This is a genomic window from Brevundimonas vancanneytii (assembly GCF_901421975.1).
Classification (GTDB): Bacteria; Pseudomonadota; Alphaproteobacteria; order Caulobacterales; family Caulobacteraceae; genus Brevundimonas; species Brevundimonas diminuta.
On record NZ_LR588407.1, the window covers coordinates 2,990,262 to 3,009,728 of the forward strand.

A 19,467-nucleotide genomic window follows, 5' to 3' on the forward strand; every position below is an offset into this window, starting at 1 on the left:
GCTGAAACTAGGACGCCCGGCTGGTTCGCCCGCCGGGCGTTTTCTTTGGCGGTTTTCCGCCAAGCCGCCGCACAGACAGAATATTCTTCATTCAAGTACCGACAAGCCAGCACTCATATGAATAATCGTCGCTCACAGCTTGGCTCAAACGACGATCTTGCGATAGGGAGGCTGTGTGACCTCCTTAGCGCCCCTCCCCGCAGCCTTTGAGGCCGCCGCCTCGCCTGCCGCCGCCCTGGCCCAAGCGCGCCGAGTGGTGATCAAGATCGGCTCGTCCCTGCTGTTCGACGCTGCGCGTCGCGCCGTCGCCGCCGACTGGCTGGCCGACCTGGCCGGCGACATCGCCGAGTTGCGCCGCGACGGACGCGAGGTGATCGTCGTCTCCTCCGGCGCCGTCGCCTTGGGACGCGGACGCCTGAACCTCTCGACCAGCCGCCTTCAGGACAAACAGGCCGCCGCCGCCGTGGGCCAATCCCTGCTGATGCACGCCTGGGAAGAGGCCCTGGCGCCCCACGGCCTGATGGCAGGCCAGGTGCTGCTGACCCGCGACGACACCGAACGGCGGCGCCGCTGGCTCAACGGCCGCGCCACGCTGGAGGCCCTGCTGGCCCACGGCGTCATCCCTGTGGTCAACGAAAACGACACCGTCGCCACCGAAGAGATCCGCTATGGCGACAACGACCGACTGGCCGCCCGCGCGGCCCAACTCGGCCGAGCCGATCTGCTGATCCTGCTGTCCGATGTGGACGGCCTCTACACCGCCGACCCGCGTCGCGACCCGCACGCCCGACACCTGCCGCTGGTCGAACGTTTGACGCCCGAGGTGCTGTCGATGGCGTCGGGCGCCAACGCCCAGGCCGGGGTCGGCACAGGCGGCATGGCGACCAAGCTGGCGGCGGCCCAGATCGCCGCCTCGGCCGGATGCGCCACCGTCATCGCCTCGGGCCTGACCGACCATCCGTTGAGGGCGGTGCTGGACGGCGCCCGCGCGAGCCTGATCCTGGCCCCCGCCACTCCCCTGGCGGCGTGGAAGCAGTGGATCGCGGGCAGCGTGGCGCCCGGCGGCGCCCTCACGCTGGACGCCGGAGCCGTCGCCGCTCTCCAGGCCGGAAAGAGCCTGCTGCCCTCCGGCGTCGTCGCCGTCAGCGGCGATTTCGGCAAGGGCGACAGCGTACGCCTGACGGGGCCTGACGGCGCGCGACTGGGCGTCGGTCTGGCGTCCTACGCCGCCGATGAGATCGCCCTGATCCGCGGCCGTCATTCCGACGCGATCGAAAGCCTGCTGGGCTATCGCGGCCCCTCGGTCGTCATTCACCGCGACGATCTGGTTCTGGAGGACCGATGAGCGACCTCGACGCCGCCATGCTGGACATGATGATCGACATGGGCCGCCGCGCCCGCGCCGCCGCCGATGCCTTGCGCGCCACGACGCCCGACGCCCGCACCGAGGCGCTTCACCGCCTCGCCACAGCCTTGCGCGCCGCCGAGGCCGACATCCTGGCCGCCAACGCCCGCGATGTGGCCCGCGCCCGCGACGGCGGCCTGTCCGAAGCCCTGATCGACCGCCTGGCCCTGACGCCTGCCCGTATCGAGGGCATGGCCGTCGCGGTCGAAACCATCGCCGTCCAGCCCGATCCCGTCGGCGTCGAAATGGCCCGCTGGACCCCGGCCAACGGCCTGGACATCGCCCGCGTCCGCACCCCGATCGGCGTGCTGGCCGTCATCTATGAGAGCCGCCCCAACGTCACCGCCGACGCCGCCGCCCTGTGCATTCGGTCCGGAAACGCCGCGATCCTGCGCTGCGGCTCTGACTGCCTGGACTCATCACGCGCCATCGCCGCCGTCGTCGCCCGCGCCGTGGCCGAAGCGGGCCTGCCCGCCGACGCCGTCCAGTTGGTCCCCGTCCCCGATCGCGAGGCCGTCGGCGCCATCCTGTCGGGCCTGAACGGCGCCGTCGACCTGATCATCCCGCGCGGCGGCAAGAGTCTGGTCGCCCGTATTCAGGCCGAGGCGAAGGCGCCGGTGCTGGGCCATCTGGAAGGCCTGTGCCACACCTATCTGGACGCCGCCGCAGACCTCGATGTCGCCCGCCGCGTGACCCTGAACGCCAAGATGCGCCGCGTTTCCGTCTGCGGCGCGACCGAAACCCTGCTGGTGGACCGCGCGATGGCGGGCCGCCTGCTGCCCGCCATCGCCGCCGACCTGACGGCCGCCGGATGCGAACTGCGCGGCGACGCCGAAGCGCGCGCACTGGTTCCGAACATGGTCGAGGCGGTCGAGACCGACTGGACGACCGAATACCTGGCCCCCATCCTGTCCGTGCGCGTGGTGGACGGCGTGGACGGCGCGATCGCACACATCCGCGCATACGGCTCGGGCCACACAGAGGCCATCGTCACCACCGACGAGAAGGCGGTTGACCGCTTCGCTGAGGGCGTGGACAGCGCCATCGTCCTGATCAACGCCTCGACCCAGTTCGCCGACGGCGGAGAGTTCGGCTTCGGCGGCGAGATCGGCATTTCAACGTCAAAGCTGCACGCACGCGGCCCGGTCGGCGCCGAACAACTGACCACCTACAAATATGTGGTGCGCGGAGAAGGCCAGACTCGGCCGTAATGCGCCTTCTCTCTCCGCTTCATGGGGAGGGATGTCGACGCGAAGCGGAGACCGGGTGGGGAGGACCAAACAAGCTTGGCCTCGGCGCTCGATCTCCCTGGGCGCCCCACCCGGCTCCGGCCTAACGATCTCAACCACCCTCCCCATGAAGGGGAGGGTGAAGGCTATCTGTTCTCCGGCAGCGCATAGGCGACGACGTAGTCCCCGCGCGGCGTTTCCATGAAGTGATGCCCGCCGGCCATGATGACCAGATACTGGCGGCCGTTCTGCTCATAGATCATCGGATTGGCCTGGCCGCCTGCCGGAAGCACGTCCGACCACACCGTCTTGCCGGTCTCGATGTCGATAGCGCGGATGAGGTCGTCCGTCGCGGCGGCGATGAAGATCAGTCCGCCCGCCGTCACCGCCGAGCCGCCGTTGTTCGGCGTGCCGATCTCCAGCGGCAACATCGACGGAATGCCGAACGGCCCGTTCTTCCTAGCCGTGCCGAATGGCCGATCCCACAGGGTGCGGCCGCTCTTCAGGTCGATGACGCGCATCCCGCCATAAGGCGGCTGTTTGCACAGCAGGCCGGTGAACTTGACCCGCCAGCCCGCGTTGACGTCGATGGCGTAGGGCACGCCCATCTGCGGATCGCCCGCGCCCTCTGCCTTGGATTTCGACAGACTGCCGCCGCGGTTCGCCGCAACCTTCTCGCGTTCGATATAGCGGGGATCGTCGCGCGCGAACCAGCCCAGACGTTCGGCCTCGGCGCGGGGCACCAGGCGGTTATGGTTAGGCATGTCATTGTAGTTGGCGACGATCACGCCGCGCGCCGGATCGACCGCCACGCCGCCCCAGTCTGAGCCGCCGTTGTAACCCGGATACTGAATCCAATAGCGGTCCGCCGTCGGCGGCGTGAAATAGCCATCATAGGCCGCCTGACGAAACTGGATGCGGCAGACCATCTGGTCGATCGGAGACATGCCCCACATGTCGCGTTCGGTCAGGTCCGCCTTCCTCAGCGTGTGGAACAGGGAGAAGGGCTGGGTCGGGCTGCGCTGCGACGGCTCGACGCCGCCTTGGGGCACGCGACGCTCCTCGACCTTATGCAGCGGTTGGCCAGTGCGACGATCCAGGATGTAGAGGTCGCCCTGCTTGGACGGCAGAATCACCGCCGGAACCATGGCTCCGTTGATCGGCATGTCGACCAGGGTCGCCTGCGAGCCGAGGTCATAGTCCCAGACATCCTTGCGCACCGTCTGGAAATGCCAGCGCGGCTTGCCCGTGGTCACGTCCAACGCGACCAGTGAGGTCGAGTATTCGTTCTCCGCCGGGCGGCGCAGGCCGGAATAATAGTCAGCCGAGGAGTTGCCCATCGGCAGGAAGACCAGACCCAGCGCCTCGTCCGCCGTGGCCGTAGTCCACATGTTCGGCGTGCCCGGCGTATAGGTCTCGCCTTCCGGCGGCAGGGTCGTGATGTCCGGCCGCATCATGTCCCAGGCGAAGCGCAGCTCGCCCGTCACCGCGTCAAAGCCTTGGATCACGCCGGAGGCGTTCCACCGCTTCTGACCGTCCAGCACCTGATGGCCCGTAACCACCACGCCGCGCACTATGACCGGTGCCGAAGTGATCGACACCATCCCCGGATAGGGATCGCCCATGCCGTGCTTGATGCTGACAGAGCCATTGGTCCCGAAACCCGCGCAGGGAAGGCCCGTGCGCGCGTCCACCGCCACCAACCGCCCGTCCAGCGTGCCCTCGATAATCCGCGTGGCGCAGGGCTGGGCCGCATCAACATTAGGCGCGGCGTAATAGGTCACGCCCCGGCAGGCGGCGGTATAGGGAATCTGGTCGTCAGCGACCTTGGGATCATAGGTCCACTTCTGCTTGCCCGTCGCCGCGTCGATCGCGAACAGCCGGTTACGCGCCGAGCACATGTAAAGGGTGTCGCCGATCTTCAGCGGCGTCGTTTCGGCGCCCCAGCGTTCATCCGGCAGGTCGCCCGTGCGGAAGGTCCAGGCCCGTTGAAGGCCCTTCACATTGTCCCTGTTGATCTGTTTCAGGGGGGAATAACGCTGGGCGCTGTCCGAGCCGCCCCAGGCGGGCCAGTCGGCGCCGACCTTCAGGATCGCAGGATCGCCCACGCCGCCGTTCGATGCGCCCGGAACCGGGCTGAGCACCCGCGCCTTGTTCGCCTGGGCCACCACTACGCCGGAGATCAGGCCGAAGACCACGACGGCCGCCAGACCGCCCAGCATCAGCCGGCCTCCGCCGTCTTCGCGCTTTAGAACCGGGAAGCTGCACACCACGGCGATCAGCAGCACCAGCGGCGCCACCACGCGTGGGACCAGAGCCCAGCCGTTCAGCCCGACCTCCCACAGCGCCCACACTACAGTGCCGATGAAGATGGCGACATAGAGCCATGCGCCGAACGGTCTGAGCAGGGCCAGTAACCCGCCCGACACGATCATCAACAGACCGACAATCAGATAGTAGGCCGAGCCGCCAAGCATGATCAGCTGGCCTCCGCCGATGGTCAGCGCCAGCCCGATCAGGGCCATGATGATCCCTAGAAGTCTGACAAGAACGCTGCCGAAGCCCCGTCCGCGCTCAATGGACGACATGGCGCCCTCCCATCGTTCAGCTTGGCCTTTGACTGCAACCCGCCAGCAAGACCGCCGTTCCATCGGGGCGGGAGAAACCGCCAGTCGATCCGATCAGCGCATGGAAAAAGGGCCGCACGCCCGTTCGGCGTACGGCCCTCAATCAGGTTCTGGCTAAGCCTTACTGGCGCGCCAGCTGGCTGGACAGGATCAGTTCCAGCTGCTTGCGGATATGCGGCGTCAGCTCTTCGATGCCCCAGTTGTCATAGGCGGCGAAGCGGAAGTTGTTGATGAAGACGTCCCAGATCAGACGCGCCAACATGGGCAGGTCCACGTCCTGGCGCAGCTCGCCTTCACGCACGCCGGCCTGCAGAATCTCGGCCACGGCCTCGACCAGGGGACGGACGAACGCGCGCGAGCGCAAATCGGCGTCTTCCGGCTGGAACCACGAACGCGCCACCATGGCCTGCATCAGCGGCAGATGGCCCAGCGAGCGGTGATAGCCCGCAGTCAGCCCGTTCGACAGGCGGTCCAGGACACGGCCCTCGGCGGCGGCGGTGCGGATGTCGAGCAGCAGGCCTTCCATCTCTTCGGAGAAGACGGCTTCGAACAGCTCGGCCTTGTCCTGGAAGTTGGCGAAGACCGCGCCGGTCGACATGCCGGCGCCCTTGGCGATGTCGCGAATGGTGGCGGCGTCATAGCCGCGCTCGGCGAAGAGGGTGCGGGCGGCGTCCAGAACCTTCTGACGCGTGCGCACCTTGGCGGCCTGGCGGCGGTTCAGCCGAGGCTGGACTTCGGCTTCGGCGACGGCAGGGGCGGACTGGGAAGATTCACGCATCGGCGGCGGCTCTAAACTCATCTATGTGCGGCGTTCGCCTCATCGCGGCTCGCCGTCGATCTGACGCGAGCCTGGGACAAGGGAGAATGCTCCTAGGAGGAAGTGGTGAACTTTCATCACCGAACAATGACCAAAATGGGTCACAGGCGGCAGAAAACTCTGCCGCACCACGCTTAGGAGTTCAACACGACTAAGGAGTTCTACTGATGCCGCAAGGTCAGGAAAGCTCTCCAGCTCAAAGCTTGGCTTTATGCCTCAGTCTATTTCGCTTCAGCATCATTGCGGCGGTCAAAGGCCCAGAAGAGGGAATTCAGTCCGCCCTCGCGCGGCGCGCTAAAATTTTTTAAGACCGCTGGATCGCCCCTGCCTCTAGGCTTTGGGCAGCGCGCCCCTTGGGGTCCGAGATGAGGAAACAAGAATGAAGAAACTGTTCGCGGGGGTCGCTGCGGCCGCCCTTCTGGCGCCGGCTGCCGCCCTGGCCCACGACGGCCATGACCACGCCTGCATCGACGAGGCCTGCACCGTCTTCGAACTGTTCCAGACACCGGCCGCCCAGGGCGGCGCCTCCGGCTGGCAGGGCACGGACGCGCCCCGATACGGAACCTGGGGCTTCGATCTGGCCGGTCGCGACACCTCGGTCGATCCGGGCGACAGCTTCTTCCGCTACGCCAACGGCGCCGCGCTGGACCAGTTGACCATCCCGTCGGACCGCACCTCCTACGGCTCGTTCGCCCTGCTGCGCGAACTGTCGGACAACCGCATGAAGAAGCTGGTGACGGACCTGGCCGCACGCACCGATCTGGCCTCCGGTTCGGACGAGCAGAAGATCGCCGACGCCTACCGCGCCTTCATCGATCAGGCCCGCGTCGACCAGTTGGACGCCCAGCCGCTGGCCCCCTATCTGGCCGCCATCCGCGCCGCGGACAGCCATGAGAAGATCGCCGCCTACATGGGCCAGACCCAGGGGCGCGCAGGCGGCTCCTTCTTCGGCACAGGCGTCACCATCGACCAGAAGAACCCCACTCGTTACGCCGTGACCACGGGCCAGTCAGGCCTAGGGATGCCCAACCGCGACTACTATCTGGACGCCCGCTTCGCCGACAAGAAGCAGAAGTATCAGGCCTATATCGAGCAGATGCTGACCTACATCGGCTGGACCGACCCGGCCGCTTCGGCCGCCGCCATCGTCGCCCTGGAAGACCGGATCGCCGAGGCGCACTGGACCCCGATCGAGAACCGCAACCGCGACAAGACCTACAACCCCTATTCGATCCAGACCCTGGCCGCCGAAGCGCCCGGCTTCGATTGGGCCGGCTATTTCAACGCCGCCGGTCTGGGCGCGGTCGACCGCGTGATCGTGCGCCAGAACACGGCCATGCCGAAGATGGCCGCCATCTTCGCCGAGACGCCGGTGGCGACCCTGCAGGCGTGGCAGGCCTTCCACACCACGGACGACGCCGCCCCCATGCTGTCGCAACGCTTCTCGGACGCCCAGTGGGCGTTCCATTCGCGCGACCTGGCCGGCCAGCCCGAACAGCGCAGCCGTGAGAAGCGCGCCATCAGCTTCGCCGAGGGCGCCCTGGGCGAGGCCGCGGGCCGTCTCTATGTCGCCGAATACTTCCCGGCCGAATCCAAGGCCAAGATGGAAGAGCTGGTCGCCAACCTGCGCACCGCCCTGTCGCACCGCATCGACAACCTGACCTGGATGGGCGTGGAGACGAAGGCGGCCGCTCAGGAGAAGCTGCGGAAGTTCACCGTCAAGATCGGCTATCCGAACAAGTGGCGCGACTATACGGCGCTCGAGATCAAGGCCGACGACCTGTTTGGCAACAGCCAGCGCATGGGCCAGTTCCAGTGGAACTACCGCCTGTCGCGCCTGGACCAGCCGGTCGACAAGGACGAGTGGGGCATGACGCCCCAGACGGTGAACGCCTATTACAACTCGGCCAATAACGAGATCGTCTTCCCCGCCGCCATCCTGCAGCCGCCCTTCTTCGACCCGGATGCGGACCCGGCCGTCAACTACGGCGGCATCGGCGGTGTGATCGGCCACGAGATCGGCCACGGCTTCGACGACCAGGGCTCCAAGTCCGACGGCGACGGCGTGCTTCGCAACTGGTGGACGGAACAGGACAAGGCCAATTTCGAAAGCCTGACCAAGCGTCTGGGCGCCCAGTACGACCAATTCGAACCCGTCCCCGGCCACCCCGTCCAGGGCGGCCTGACCATGGGCGAGAACATCGGCGACGCCGCCGGTACGGCGGTCGGTCTGGAGGCCTATCACCTGTCATTGAAGGGCCAGCCCGCCCCGGTGATCGACGGCACGACCGGCGACCAGCGCTTCTTCTACGGCTGGGCCCAGGTCTGGCAGTCCAAATACCGTCACGACGCGCTGATCAATCAGATCGCCACCGATCCGCACAGCCCGGCCGAATTCCGCGTGATCGGTCCGGTCCGCAACATCGACGCCTGGTACGACGCCTTCGGCGTCAAGCCGGGGACCAAATACTACCTGTCGCCGGAAGAGCGCGTCCGCATCTGGTAGGACGCCGCGCCTGCTGAACGAAGAGAGCCGGAGCGGCGACGCTCCGGCCCTTTTTCATGGCGCTGTCTCCCGACGCTCCTCCATGCCAAAACCGCCCCTATATCGAACACTCTTCGATAAAATTCTTGGCTTCCAGGCATGAAAAAGCCCGCTGCGGGGGATACATCGCAGCGGGCCTTCTCGCTCTCTCAGGAGCGGACGTTTCCTCCCCGAAACGCCTTCAAGATGTCGCTGCGGCTGAGCGCTGCGCCTCTTGAGTGAGACCAAATGACGCCATCGAGGGGGTCAAGTCAATCAAGCCTCTATCGAAAGAGCGTTCTTTCGTAACTGAACGTTGATAAGTCACGTCTTCGTCAGGGATATTATCGAAACTTATTCGATAATAGAACGGACCACCGCGACCAGTTGATCGCGGGCTACGGTCTGCTGCCCCGGACGCTCGGCCTTCCAGGCGTTATTGTCCGTGATGGCGGCGGCGCGGGCGCGTCCGGCGTCCAGATCCTTGATCGTCACCTGCCCGGCGGCGATCTCGTCTCCGCCCAGGATGACGGCGGCAGGGGCCCCGCGACGGTCGGCGTACTTCATCTGCGCCTTCATGCCCGCCCGGCCCAGATACAGCTCGGCCGGAACGCCCGCCGCGCGCAGTTCGGACACGGCGTCGAGATAGTGCTGCATGTCGTCCTCGGAGAAGACGATGGCCACCACCGGCCCGCGCGTCTCGTCCTCGGCGCCGCGACCGGCCGCGCGCAGGGCCGAGGCCAGACGCGACACGCCGAACGAGAAACCCGTCGCCGGGGTCGACTGGCCGGTGAAACGCGACACCAGGTCGTCATAGCGCCCGCCGCCGCCGATCGAGCCGAAGCGCACTGTGCGGCCCTTCTCGTCCTTGGTGTCGAGCAGCAGTTCGGCCTCGAACACCGCGCCGGTGTAGTATTCCAGCCCGCGCACGATGGTCGGGTCGAAGCGCACGTCGTCCTGCGACACGCCCATGGCGTTCAGGGCGCGGTCGATGGCGGCCAGCTCCTTCAGCGCTTCTTCGCCCGCCGCGCCCAAGGCCGCGCCGGACACGGCGTCCAGCACGCCCGCGCGGCTGAGCCCCGGCGTCTCGGCCGAAGCCAGAAACGCTTCGATCGCCCCGATCACCGAGGAAGGCAGGTTCGCGCCCTTGGTGTAGTCGCCGGACTCGTCCAGACGGCCCTCGCCCAGCAGCAGGCGCACGCCCTCGACGCCGAGGCGGTCATACTTGTCCACCGCGCGCAGGGCCGTCAGCCGCTGCACAGGATCCGTGATCCCGCCCGCGTCGAACAGGCCGTCGAACAGCTTGCGGTTGGAGACGCGGATCACCGCCTGCCCGGCCGCCAGACCCGCGGCGCGCAGGCCCTCGCAGCCCATGGCGATGATCTCGGCGTCGGCCTCGGGTCGGTCGGAGCCGACCGTGTCGGCGTCGCACTGCCAGAACTCGCGGAAGCGGCCCGGCCCCGGCTTCTCATTGCGCCACACCGGCCCATAGGCGTAGCGGCGGAACGGCTTGGGCAGGGTCTCCCAGTTCTGGGCGGCGAAACGGGCCAGCGGCGCCGTGTGGTCGTAGCGCAGGGCCATCCACTGATCGTCGTCGTCCTGAAGCGCGAATACGCCTTCGTTCGGGCGGTCGGCGTCCGGCAGGAATTTGCCCAGCGCGTCGGCGTATTCGAAGGCTGGCGTCTCAAGCGCCTCGAAGCCCCAGCGCTCATAGACCTCGGACACGCGCGCGACGATGCGGCGCTCGGCGGTCAGGTCGCGGCCGCGACGGTCGGCGAACCCGCGCGGCGCGCGAGCTTCGGGGCGGTTGGAGGCTTCGTCGGTCATGAAGCGGCGATTAAGCCATCAGTTCCGTCGCCGCAACTCGCCGCCGCCCCTTCCCGCTCAGGTCGTACGGCGCAGGGGCAGACCGCGTCCATAGCTCAGACGCCGCCACAGCCACTCCAACGGCCCCATGGTGAACTTCGACAGCCACAGCGGCGACCAGATCAGCTGCAGCGCCCAGACGCCGACGACGATGGCCCACTGCATCGGATAGTCGACCTGACCGAACAGACGCGGCCCCCACGGCATGTAGAAGATCGTCGTCATGATCAGGGTCTGGGTCAGATAGTTGGTGAAGGCCATCCGCCCCACCGGCGCCAACGCCTTGCGCAGCCAACCCACGCCGCGCGTCGTCGCCAGGATCAGCGCCGAAGCGTAGGCCAGGGTGATGATCAGCGGATAGGACTCCGCCACGGCGGCCCATCCGCCCGTCCCCTCCGCAACCGGCCCGACCTGGAGCTCGCGCCATTGCAGCACGCCCAGAAGAGTCAGCACCGTCGCCCCGCCTGCGATCAGCGCCAGATAGATCCACGTCGGAACCCGGCCGTGGAAGAAGCCGGCCTTGAACAGGCCCATCCCCAGCATCATCAACGGCACGATCGAGAAGACATACATCAACAGGCTCGCAGTCGTTGCGAAACCCCAGGCCTTCAGGTTCTGCAGCATCGCCCCCGCCCAGCCGCTCTGATAGGCGGCGATCGCATCAGCGACCGCGGTGTCGGATACGCTTTCGTTCAGGCCGGCCATAACCTCCGGGAAGTGAACTATGGCCAGCACAAAGGCCGCCTGCAAGGTCGCCAGAAACACTGTGGCGCCGGCGCCGATCCAGATCAGCGACTTGGCCGACATGGATCGCATCAACATCACGAACAGCCCCGACCAGGCGTAGAGCAGCAGGATGTCGCCGTACCAGAAGGCCGCACCATGAATCAGGCCGAACAGCGCCAGGAACATCAGGCGACGGCGTAGAACGCGCCCCTTCGCCTCATCACCGCGCTCGCCGCCGACCAGGAAGATGGACACGCCGAACAGCATGGAGAACAGGGTCACGAACTTCTGGGTGAAGAAGACATCGACGACCCACTGCGCCACGCCCGACGCGCCCGGCACGGCGGGAAAGGGCGACTGCTCCGGCGCCATGTCCAGAGCTTCCAGCGGCAAGGAGAAGAAGGCGGCATTGACCGCTAGGATTCCGAGAACCGCCGCGCCGCGCAGCACGTCCAGCGTCACGACCCGCTGATCCGCCGCCACCGGCTTCGGCTGAACCGTCTCGACCTGATCCCTCATGCTCGTCCCTGTTCTGGTGAAGAGGTCGAGGCTTAGTCGGGACGGCCGCTTCGCTTCACGTTAAATCCCCGTAACGTCCCGTTCGGCCAGGACGCCCATGCGGTTCTTGACCGTCGGCGCCGGGACAAAGCCCAGATAGGCCACGCACAGGCCGCCCCACAGGGCGTAGCTGACGCCCATCATGACCGCCAGCGGCAGGCCGCCGACGCCATAGATCAGCAAGGCCGTCTCGATCGCGCCCACGCCCTGGACGAGGCTCTGCGAGGCGGCGCCCGCCAGGCCCGCCATGATCACGGCCATGACCGTCTGCATCGCCGCCGCCAGCAGGCCGCCGAACACGGTGAAGCGGCAAACCACGCCCAGCCGCGTCGACGGGCGCCCGGTCTTGCCGTGGCTGTCGAGCAGCAGCCAGAGACCTGTCGGCGCCGCGATCAGTCCGACCGCCAGCATCACCAGCCGCCAGTCCGTATCCACGCCCGACCACCAGTTCTCGGGCGGCCAGATGAACAGGGTCAGGATCACCGGAGGCCAGGCCGCCGCCGCCAGGGCGGCCGGAACCAGGGCGCCCGCACCGCGCCGCGGCGCCACGCGCTTCAGGCCCGGAAGAGAAGGAAAAGCGACGGCCATCAGCGGGTCGGAACCGGCGTCTCGCCGGAATAGTCGTAGAAGCCGCGCCCGCTCTTCTTGCCCAGCCAGCCGGCCTCGACATACTTCACCAGCAGCGGACAGGGCCGATACTTGCTGTCGGCCAGGCCGTCATACAGCACGTTCATGATGGCCAGGGCCACGTCCAGCCCCATGAAGTCCGCCAGCTCCAGCGGTCCCATCGGATGGTTGGCGCCCAGCTTCAGCGCCTTGTCGATCGAGACCACGTCGCCGACGCCTTCGTACAGCACATAGACCGCCTCGTTCATCATCGGCACCAGGATGCGGTTGACGATGAAGGCGGGGAAGTCCTCGGACTCCGTGATGATCTTGCCCAGGCTCTCGGCGAAGGCGACCGCCGTCTCGAAGGTCGAGGCCGAGGTGGCGATGCCGCGCACCAGTTCGACCAGTTTCATCGTCGGCGCCGGCTTCATGAAGTGCAGGCCGATGAAGCGCTCAGGCCGATCGGTAACCGAGGCCAGGCGGGTGATGGAGATCGAGGAGGTGTTGGACGCCAGCAGCGTATCGGGCCCCAGAAGCGGCGTCAGCTCGGTGAAGACGCCCTTCTTGACCGCTTCCTCCTCGGACGCGGCCTCGATGATCAGATCCGCCTCAGCCGCCTCGGCCAGGGTTTTCACGGCGGTGATGCGCTGAAGCGCGGCCTGGGCCTCCGCCTCGCTCGACAGGCCACGCGCCGCGCGTCGCGCCAGGCTGGCCGCGATCTCGCCCAGGGCCAGGGTCACGCGGTCCGACGCGATGTCGTACAGCTTCACCTCATAGCCGCCGGCGGCCACCACCTGAGCGATGCCCGAACCCATTTGCCCGGCGCCGATGACGGCGACTGTCCTGATCGTGGTCATGAATTACGCGTAAAATCCGGTCCGTTAGGGAACCCATCCTCGGCACCTTAGGAGCCCGTTCGCGCCACGCAAGGGCGGAAATGGAGGCCGAACGCCGAATCCCTCGCCCCCGTGGCCCGCATTCAACGGCGCCCCGTCTCGCCCGCCTTAGCCCAGCGACATGATGAGCATGGGCGCGACCGTCCGATTGAACAGCACGCTCAGGAACTGCAGCGCCAGCAAGGCGATGATCGGCGTTATGTCGATGCCGCCCAGCGACGGCACCACCCGCTGGAGCGGTCCCAGGATCGGCCGCGTCACCGTATCCAGCACATAGGCGATCTGGCCCACGAAGCGATTGCGCGGATTGATCACGTCGAAGGCGAACAGCCAGCTCAGGATCGCCGAGGCGATGATGCACCAGATCATCAAGGTGACGACGGCGTTCACCAGCCAGACAAGGGCGAAACCCATGAGAAACTCCTGCTTCGTTCACGCCGCTTCTAGCGGCCCCGCCGCGGATCGCCAAGGATTCGTGCGCGGCCCGTTGACACGCCCCCCTGGACGCTTCTATGTCCCGCCCCTGCCTGTCGGTCGGGGCCGTAGCTCAGTTGGTAGAGCGCGTCGTTCGCAATGACGAGGTCAGGGGTTCGACTCCCCTCGGCTCCACCAAGGCATCTCTGCGAAATCATTACGTGAGCCAGCCCTCCAGGGCGACCGCCTGTGCGCCTCAATTTTCGCGGTAGAAGTTGCAGTACCAGTCGACGAAGCGGGCGACGCCCTCCTCCACGGGGGTCGACGGGGCGTAGTCGAGAGCGGCCAGGGTGTCGGTCACGTCGGCTTCGGTGTCGGCCACGTCGCCGTCCTGCATGGGCATCAGGTTCAGCTTGGCCTTGCGGCCCAGCTTGGTCTCCAGCACTTCGATGTAGCGCATCAGCGGCACGGGACGGCCCGCGCCCAGGTTCAGGATGCGCCAGGGCGCGACGCCGCTGGTCGCCGGATTGGGGGCGGTCGCGTCCCACGCCGGATCGATCGCGGCGGGACGGTCCAGAGCGGCGATCACGCCGGTGACGATGTCGTCGACATAGGTGAAGTCGCGGCTCATCCGTCCCTCGCCATACACGTCGATCGGCTCGTCCTTCAGGATGGCGCGGGTGAATTTGAACAGGGCCATGTCCGGGCGGCCCCACGGCCCGTAGACGGTGAAGAAGCGCAGGCCCGTCGCCGGAAAGCCGAACAGGTGGGCGTAGGAGTGGGCCATGGCCTCATTGGCCAGCTTGGTCGCGGCATAGACGGTCAGCGGATGATCGGCCGGCCGGCGCACCGAGAACGGCAGGGCGCGGTTGGCCCCGAACACCGAACTGGTCGAGGCGAAGACCAGGTTGGCCGCCTCGACCGCGCGGCAGCCTTCCAGGATGCTGAGGAAGCCGACGACGTTGGAATCGACATAGGTCTCGGGCGCTTCCAGGCTGTAGCGGACGCCCGCCTGGGCGGCGAGGTGGACCACCCGGCGCGGCTTGTGCTCGGCGAACAGGGCGGCGACGCCGTCGCGATCAGCCAGGTCCAGCGTGTAATGACGATAGTTCGGATAGGCCTGAAGCTGGGCCAGCCGCGCCTGCTTCAGCGCCGGATCGTAATAGGCGTTGAGGTTGTCCAGGCCGATGACGCTCTCGCCCCGCTCCAGAAGACGCCGGGCGGTGTGGAAACCGATGAAGCCGGCGGAGCCGGTGACCAGGACAGGATCGCTCATGATCGGCTGCGATAAACGGTCGCGCGGTCCGACGCCAGCGCCCGTCTAGGGCAAGGCCTCCGCCACGGCGGGCGACGGCGCCAGCAGCTGGGCCGAAACATTCAGCCCGACGCCCGCGATCAGACAGGCCGCCGCCGCCAACAGCACCAGGCGCGCCGCCTTCGCGCCCGGCGCCAGAGGCCGGGCGAACAGCAGGACCAGCAAGGCGATCAAGGCCAGGGCGCCCGGCATGTCCATCCCGACGCCCAGGAAGACAAAATGGCCGATCCCCAGCAGCCAGGCGCCGCCCAGTACGGTCGCCACGACGACGGGCAGAAGGCCGAGCGGCCGCGTCAGGTCGGGGTCGATCAAGGCCGCCAGGGCCGCCGCCGTCGCGGCCAGCAACACCGGCCAGACGAACAGCAGGGCCGCTTCAGGCGCTGCGCCCTGCAAGGCGCAACCAAAGACGAAGATCAGGGCGATCAGACCCAGCCAGCCGCCCCAGGCCGAACGCTCAGCGCGGCCTGGCCACAGCGACAGGATGATGGCGGCCACGCCCAGCCCCAGCATCACCGGACTGAACCCGCCGACCAGCAGGACGACGGCGGTCAAGACGGCGAACGCCCCCCCGATCACGCGCGGCCGCGCCCGGCGCGCGCCGGTCAGCAGGACCAAGGCCAGGGCGATGATCGTCAGCGTCGCCCCCGCCTCCATCCACGGCAGGCGGCGCAGCAGAGTGTAGTAGACGTCCGGCGAATCGGCGCGGCTCGATAGCGGCCCGGCCAGCAGGCGCGCCGCCTGCACCAGGATCACGCCCCCGGTCAGGAACCACAGCCCGTCCAACACGCCCAAGCCGACCCGCCCCGCCGTCAGTCCCGCCCGGCGCCGCGCCCGCCAGGCGGCGAAACCGCCGAACGCCGCCGCCAGCGCCAGCAGAACCCAGCCGGTTCCTTGCGCATGGGCGATCATCCAGCGACCGAAGACGTCTGAGTAGACCAGGTTCTCGCCCTTGGCCGGCAGGCTGGACGCGCGCGCCAGCGCATCGGCCGCCTCCAGCGCCTGGGAGCCCAGATGCTGGACCGCGCCCCGATCCAGGTTGGCGGGCGTGGCGTTGGCCGAATGGTACTGATCCGGGCGGCCGATGAAGGCCAGGTTCAACCCGCCGATCCCCCGATCCTTGGGCACGGTGAAGTCGGTGCCGTTGGGCATCCGCTCGTACATGAAGGCGGCGATGGAGGTGGCGGTGGTCCCGCCGTCGGCCCTGGCCGCCGCACGACGGAACAGCTGCACGGTCGGGCCGGCCTCACGCCCGGTCTCGAACATGGCGGCGCGGCCGCCGCCGCCGCGCGCCTCAAGGTTCACCACCGCCCCGATGCGGTCGCGCAGGGGATGGCCGCCGAAGAAGACCCGCGCCCCGTCCAGACCCAGCTCCTCGGCGTCGGTCAGCAGGACGACCAGATCACGCTCGACCGGACCGCGCGCCTTGATCGCCCGCACTACTTCCAGAATGGCGGCGACCCCGGCGGAATCGTCGGCCGCGCCGGGCGAGCCGACCACGGTGTCATAGTGGGCCATCAGCATGACGGCGGGCTGGCTGCGGTCTTTTCCGGGCAGGACGCCGATCAGATTGACCGCCTGATTGTCCGCCGCCGCCGGATCGCCGCCCGCGCGCGCCAGCCGCTTGACCGAGGCGGGCGACAACGGCCCGGCCTGCTCGCTGACTTCCAGTCCCAGCTGCGTCAGCCGGGCGCTCAGATAGGCGCGGACCCGCGCGTGCTCGGGCGAACCGACCGGGTGCGGCGCGCGGGCGATCTGTTCGATGTCGGTCATGGCCCGCGCGGCCGAGAAGGCGACGGCGGGCGCGTCCGCCGCGCGCGGCTTCGGCGCCTGGGTGGTCCACACCGCCAGCAAGAAGGCGAGCGTCAGCGATCCGAACAGCAAGGCCAGCCGCATATGAGATCCTCCCCGATCCGGTCCGCAGTAGGACCAAGCTGGACCGGAATGGCAAGAGGGCGGCGACAGGTCTCCCCGCCGCCGCCCTCCGATGCGATCAGTCGTAAAGGCTTAGAAGCGCTTCGACAGCTCCACGCCGTACATGCGCGGTTCGTTGACGAAGGCCGTCAGGTTGTTGAAGTCGATGGCGCCGAGGATGTTGGCCTCGTCGGTGATGTTGCGGACATAGACGGCCGCCTCGAGACCTTGGTTCAGGTCGCGCCAGCCCGCACGCAGGCCGCCTTCGAAGTTGGTGTCCTGACGGAACTCGACCGCCTCATAGAGGAACAGGTTGAAGTCCTTCTGCATCACCCAGTCGGTCGAGGCGAACAGCTCCTGAGCGTCGCCGATGGGGCGGACGTAGGACAGGGTCAGGTTGGCCGAATACTCCGGCGCCTGGGGGAAGGGGTTGCCGTCGATGTTGGCGCGGTCATTGGCGCCGACCTTCACGATCGGATCGGTGATGGTGCACAGGTGGTTGCCGCAGATGGCGACCAGCAGATCCTTGTCCTTGATCTCGGTGTGGTTCCACGCCACGCCGCCGGCCAGGGTGAAGCCCGCGCCCAGATAGACGTCGCCGTCGATCTCCAGACCGTAGCCCTGACCCTTGTCGGCGTTGATCAGGCGGTTGGAGTTGTCGATGCCGCCGATGGCCGTGAACTGCATGTCCTTGACGTCATACAGATAGGCGGTGGCGTTCAGGCGGGCGCGGCCGTCCCACAGGCGGGCCTTGAAACCGGCCTCATAGGACATGACGGTTTCCGAATCCGCCGTGGTCAGAACCGGCAGGTTGCGGCCCTGGATCGACGGGCCGCGATAGCCGCTGGCCACGCGGGCGAACAGGTTCAGGCTGTCGTTGACTTCGTACAGGGCGCTCACGTCCCAGCTGACCTGCTCGTCGCCGACCGAGACCTTGCCCTCGGCGCCGGCCGGCGTGCCGACCAGAAGGCGGCCGTGATAGTCGCGGCTGTCGTCGGTGTAGCGCAGGCCGCCGGTCAGCTTCAGAGCCTCCGTGACCTGATAGTTGGCCTGACCGAAGACCGACCAGGAGTCCGACTTCTGCACGATGTCCGTGACCTTAGTCGGCATGACGCCGCCGACGCCGTCAAAGCCGCCCGACACCAGGTTGATGCGCTCGTCCCAATAGAAGGCGCCGACCTGCCAGCCCAGACGGCCCGCGCCGTTCGAGGTCAGGCGCAGCTCATAGGTGTTTTGCAGCAGGTCGCTGGACAGGGTGCCGGACTCGACCGCGAACGGGGTCTTATAGCCGGCGCCGGCCGGCGCGCCCTTCGAGACGCCGCCGTCGATGTCGCCATTGCCCTGCGACCAGCCCTGGAAGGAGCCGACCACGCCGGTCAGAGTCGCGGGACCGAAGTCATAGGCGACCTGCAGCGACTGCGAGGTGGTCTTCTGCTTCTGGAAGTTGTTGCGGCCGCCGTCATACCAAACCGTGTCGCGGTCGAAGTTGTCGTTCAGCTTGTTCGAGCCCTTGGTCAGGACGTTGGCCCGGTTCATCGTGCCCGTGCCCACATAGTCGCGCGCTTGCAGGGTCAGCAGGGTCGACAGGCGATCGGTCGGAGTCCAGGCGACGTGGATGCGGCCCGCCACATCGTCGAAATTGCCCAGATCCTTGCCGTCCTTCTTGGCGAAGGGGGCGTCATAGGCGTTGTTGACCCAGTCATCACGGTGGTTCCACAGGGCGGCGACGCGCACCGACAGCGTATCCGACGCCGGCAGGGTCACGGCCGCCTCCGCGCGGGTCGAACCGTAGTTTCCGTAGGTCAGCGAGCCGAAGCCGGTGAACTCGTCGCCGGGCTTGGTCGTGTCGATCTTGATGACGCCCGCCGGAGTGTTGCGGCCGAACAGGGTGCCCTGCGGCCCGCGCAGCACTTCCAGCTGCTTCACGTCGAACAGGGGGAAGCCCTTCAGATAGACGCTTTCCAGAACCAGCTCATCCATCACCATCGACACCGGCTGCGAGGCCGTGAAGTCGAAGTCCACATTGCCCAGGCCGCGGATGTAGAAGCGCGGGGCGTAGCGGCCGTTGGAGCTTTCGACCTGCAGGCTGGGCACGCGACCCGACAGCTGCAGGATGTCGCCGCCGCCGGCGTTCACGGCGTTCAGCGTCTCGGTGTTCATCGCCGTGACGGCGAAGGGCACGTCGCGGATGCTTTCGCTGCGACGCTGGGCGGTGACGACGATGTCGCCGACGGCGGCGGCCTGTTCGGCCTGGACGTCGGCGGATTGCGCCAGGGCCGGCGTGGAAAGCAGCAGGGCCAGACCGCTGGCGGAGGCGGCGAGAACCGAGAGACGCGTCATCGAGATATCCCCTTCTTGATGATCTTGGGCGGGTGAATCGCCGCAGCCCCTAGGCCTGAAGCGTCGCCGGTTCCAGCACCGAAACGCCCTTCACCGTGAACCTTTCGCGACAGGGACACAGGCCGGAACAAACCGCCGTTCGTTTCACATATGAGACGCCCCTCAAGTTGTGCAGTGCAACCCGCCGTGCCATGCAGATCGGCTGCGTCGTCTCCCGCAGGGTCGCGCAC

13 protein-coding genes and 1 tRNA gene are annotated in these 19,467 nt (G+C 67.4%); 4 read left to right on the plus strand and 10 right to left on the minus strand.

The genetic code is table 11. The features are described from left to right. Nucleotides 1–175 precede the first annotated feature (175 nt). Nucleotides 176–1,345, plus strand: a complete 1,170-nt coding sequence (proB, locus tag FGL25_RS14830; RefSeq protein ID WP_138142125.1) for a glutamate 5-kinase — start codon at nt 176–178, stop codon at nt 1,343–1,345. Beyond that, nucleotides 1,342–2,616, plus strand: coding sequence for a glutamate-5-semialdehyde dehydrogenase (locus FGL25_RS14835; protein WP_138142126.1), 1,275 nt, complete (start codon nt 1,342–1,344; stop codon nt 2,614–2,616). The genes proB and FGL25_RS14835 overlap by 4 nt, the downstream gene beginning before the upstream one ends. A 164-nt stretch (nt 2,617–2,780) precedes the next feature. Here FGL25_RS14835 and FGL25_RS14840 read toward each other — a convergent pair whose 3' ends face one another. Then, on the minus strand, nt 2,781–5,222 hold the full coding sequence (locus FGL25_RS14840; RefSeq protein WP_138142127.1) for a membrane-bound PQQ-dependent dehydrogenase, glucose/quinate/shikimate family: 2,442 nt from the start codon (nt 5,220–5,222) through the stop codon (nt 2,781–2,783). Between the two features lie 160 nt (nt 5,223–5,382). Beyond that, complete coding sequence (locus FGL25_RS14845) at nt 5,383–6,039, minus strand: TetR/AcrR family transcriptional regulator (RefSeq protein ID WP_076224466.1); 657 nt, start codon at nt 6,037–6,039, stop codon at nt 5,383–5,385. Nucleotides 6,040–6,457: 418 nt separating this feature from the next. Between FGL25_RS14845 and FGL25_RS14850 the strand changes: the two genes are divergently transcribed. Then, nucleotides 6,458–8,584, plus strand: coding sequence for a M13 family metallopeptidase (locus tag FGL25_RS14850; protein WP_138142128.1), 2,127 nt, complete (start codon nt 6,458–6,460; stop codon nt 8,582–8,584). A 372-nt stretch (nt 8,585–8,956) separates the two neighbouring features. Here FGL25_RS14850 and hisS read toward each other — a convergent pair whose 3' ends face one another. From hisS to FGL25_RS14875, 5 genes are all read right to left on the minus strand, one after another. Further along, on the minus strand, nt 8,957–10,429 hold the full coding sequence (hisS, locus tag FGL25_RS14855) for a histidine--tRNA ligase (protein WP_138142129.1): 1,473 nt from the start codon (nt 10,427–10,429) through the stop codon (nt 8,957–8,959). A gap of 57 nt (nt 10,430–10,486) precedes the next feature. Further along, on the minus strand, nt 10,487–11,713 hold the full coding sequence (locus FGL25_RS14860) for a DUF418 domain-containing protein (RefSeq protein ID WP_138142130.1): 1,227 nt from the start codon (nt 11,711–11,713) through the stop codon (nt 10,487–10,489). A 60-nt stretch (nt 11,714–11,773) separates the two neighbouring features. Continuing rightward, nucleotides 11,774–12,340, minus strand: coding sequence for a hypothetical protein (locus tag FGL25_RS14865; RefSeq protein ID WP_252970209.1), 567 nt, complete (start codon nt 12,338–12,340; stop codon nt 11,774–11,776). Beyond that, on the minus strand, nt 12,340–13,218 hold the full coding sequence (locus FGL25_RS14870; RefSeq protein ID WP_046653095.1) for a 3-hydroxybutyryl-CoA dehydrogenase: 879 nt from the start codon (nt 13,216–13,218) through the stop codon (nt 12,340–12,342). Before FGL25_RS14870 ends, FGL25_RS14865 begins: the two co-directional genes overlap by 1 nt. Before the next feature lie 147 nt (nt 13,219–13,365). Continuing rightward, on the minus strand, nt 13,366–13,671 hold the full coding sequence (locus FGL25_RS14875; RefSeq protein ID WP_046653094.1) for a YggT family protein: 306 nt from the start codon (nt 13,669–13,671) through the stop codon (nt 13,366–13,368). Nucleotides 13,672–13,793: 122 nt separating this feature from the next. Here FGL25_RS14875 and FGL25_RS14880 point away from each other — a divergent pair. Continuing rightward, a tRNA-Ala gene (locus tag FGL25_RS14880) sits at nt 13,794–13,869 on the plus strand. Nucleotides 13,870–13,927: 58 nt separating this feature from the next. Here the strand turns inward: FGL25_RS14880 and FGL25_RS14885 are convergent. The 3 genes from FGL25_RS14885 to FGL25_RS14895 all read right to left on the minus strand — a co-directional run bounded on the left by FGL25_RS14885 (nt 13,928) and on the right by FGL25_RS14895 (nt 19,237). Next, nucleotides 13,928–14,947 carry an NAD-dependent epimerase gene (locus tag FGL25_RS14885; protein ID WP_138142131.1) on the minus strand — a complete coding sequence of 340 codons (1,020 nt, stop codon included), beginning with the start codon at nt 14,945–14,947 and terminating at the stop codon, nt 13,928–13,930. Between the two features lie 45 nt (nt 14,948–14,992). After that, on the minus strand, nt 14,993–16,879 hold the full coding sequence (locus FGL25_RS14890; RefSeq protein WP_138142132.1) for a M20/M25/M40 family metallo-hydrolase: 1,887 nt from the start codon (nt 16,877–16,879) through the stop codon (nt 14,993–14,995). Between the two features lie 111 nt (nt 16,880–16,990). Next, nucleotides 16,991–19,237, minus strand: a complete 2,247-nt coding sequence (locus FGL25_RS14895; RefSeq protein WP_138142133.1) for a TonB-dependent receptor — start codon at nt 19,235–19,237, stop codon at nt 16,991–16,993. Nucleotides 19,238–19,467: the final 230 nt, after the last annotated feature.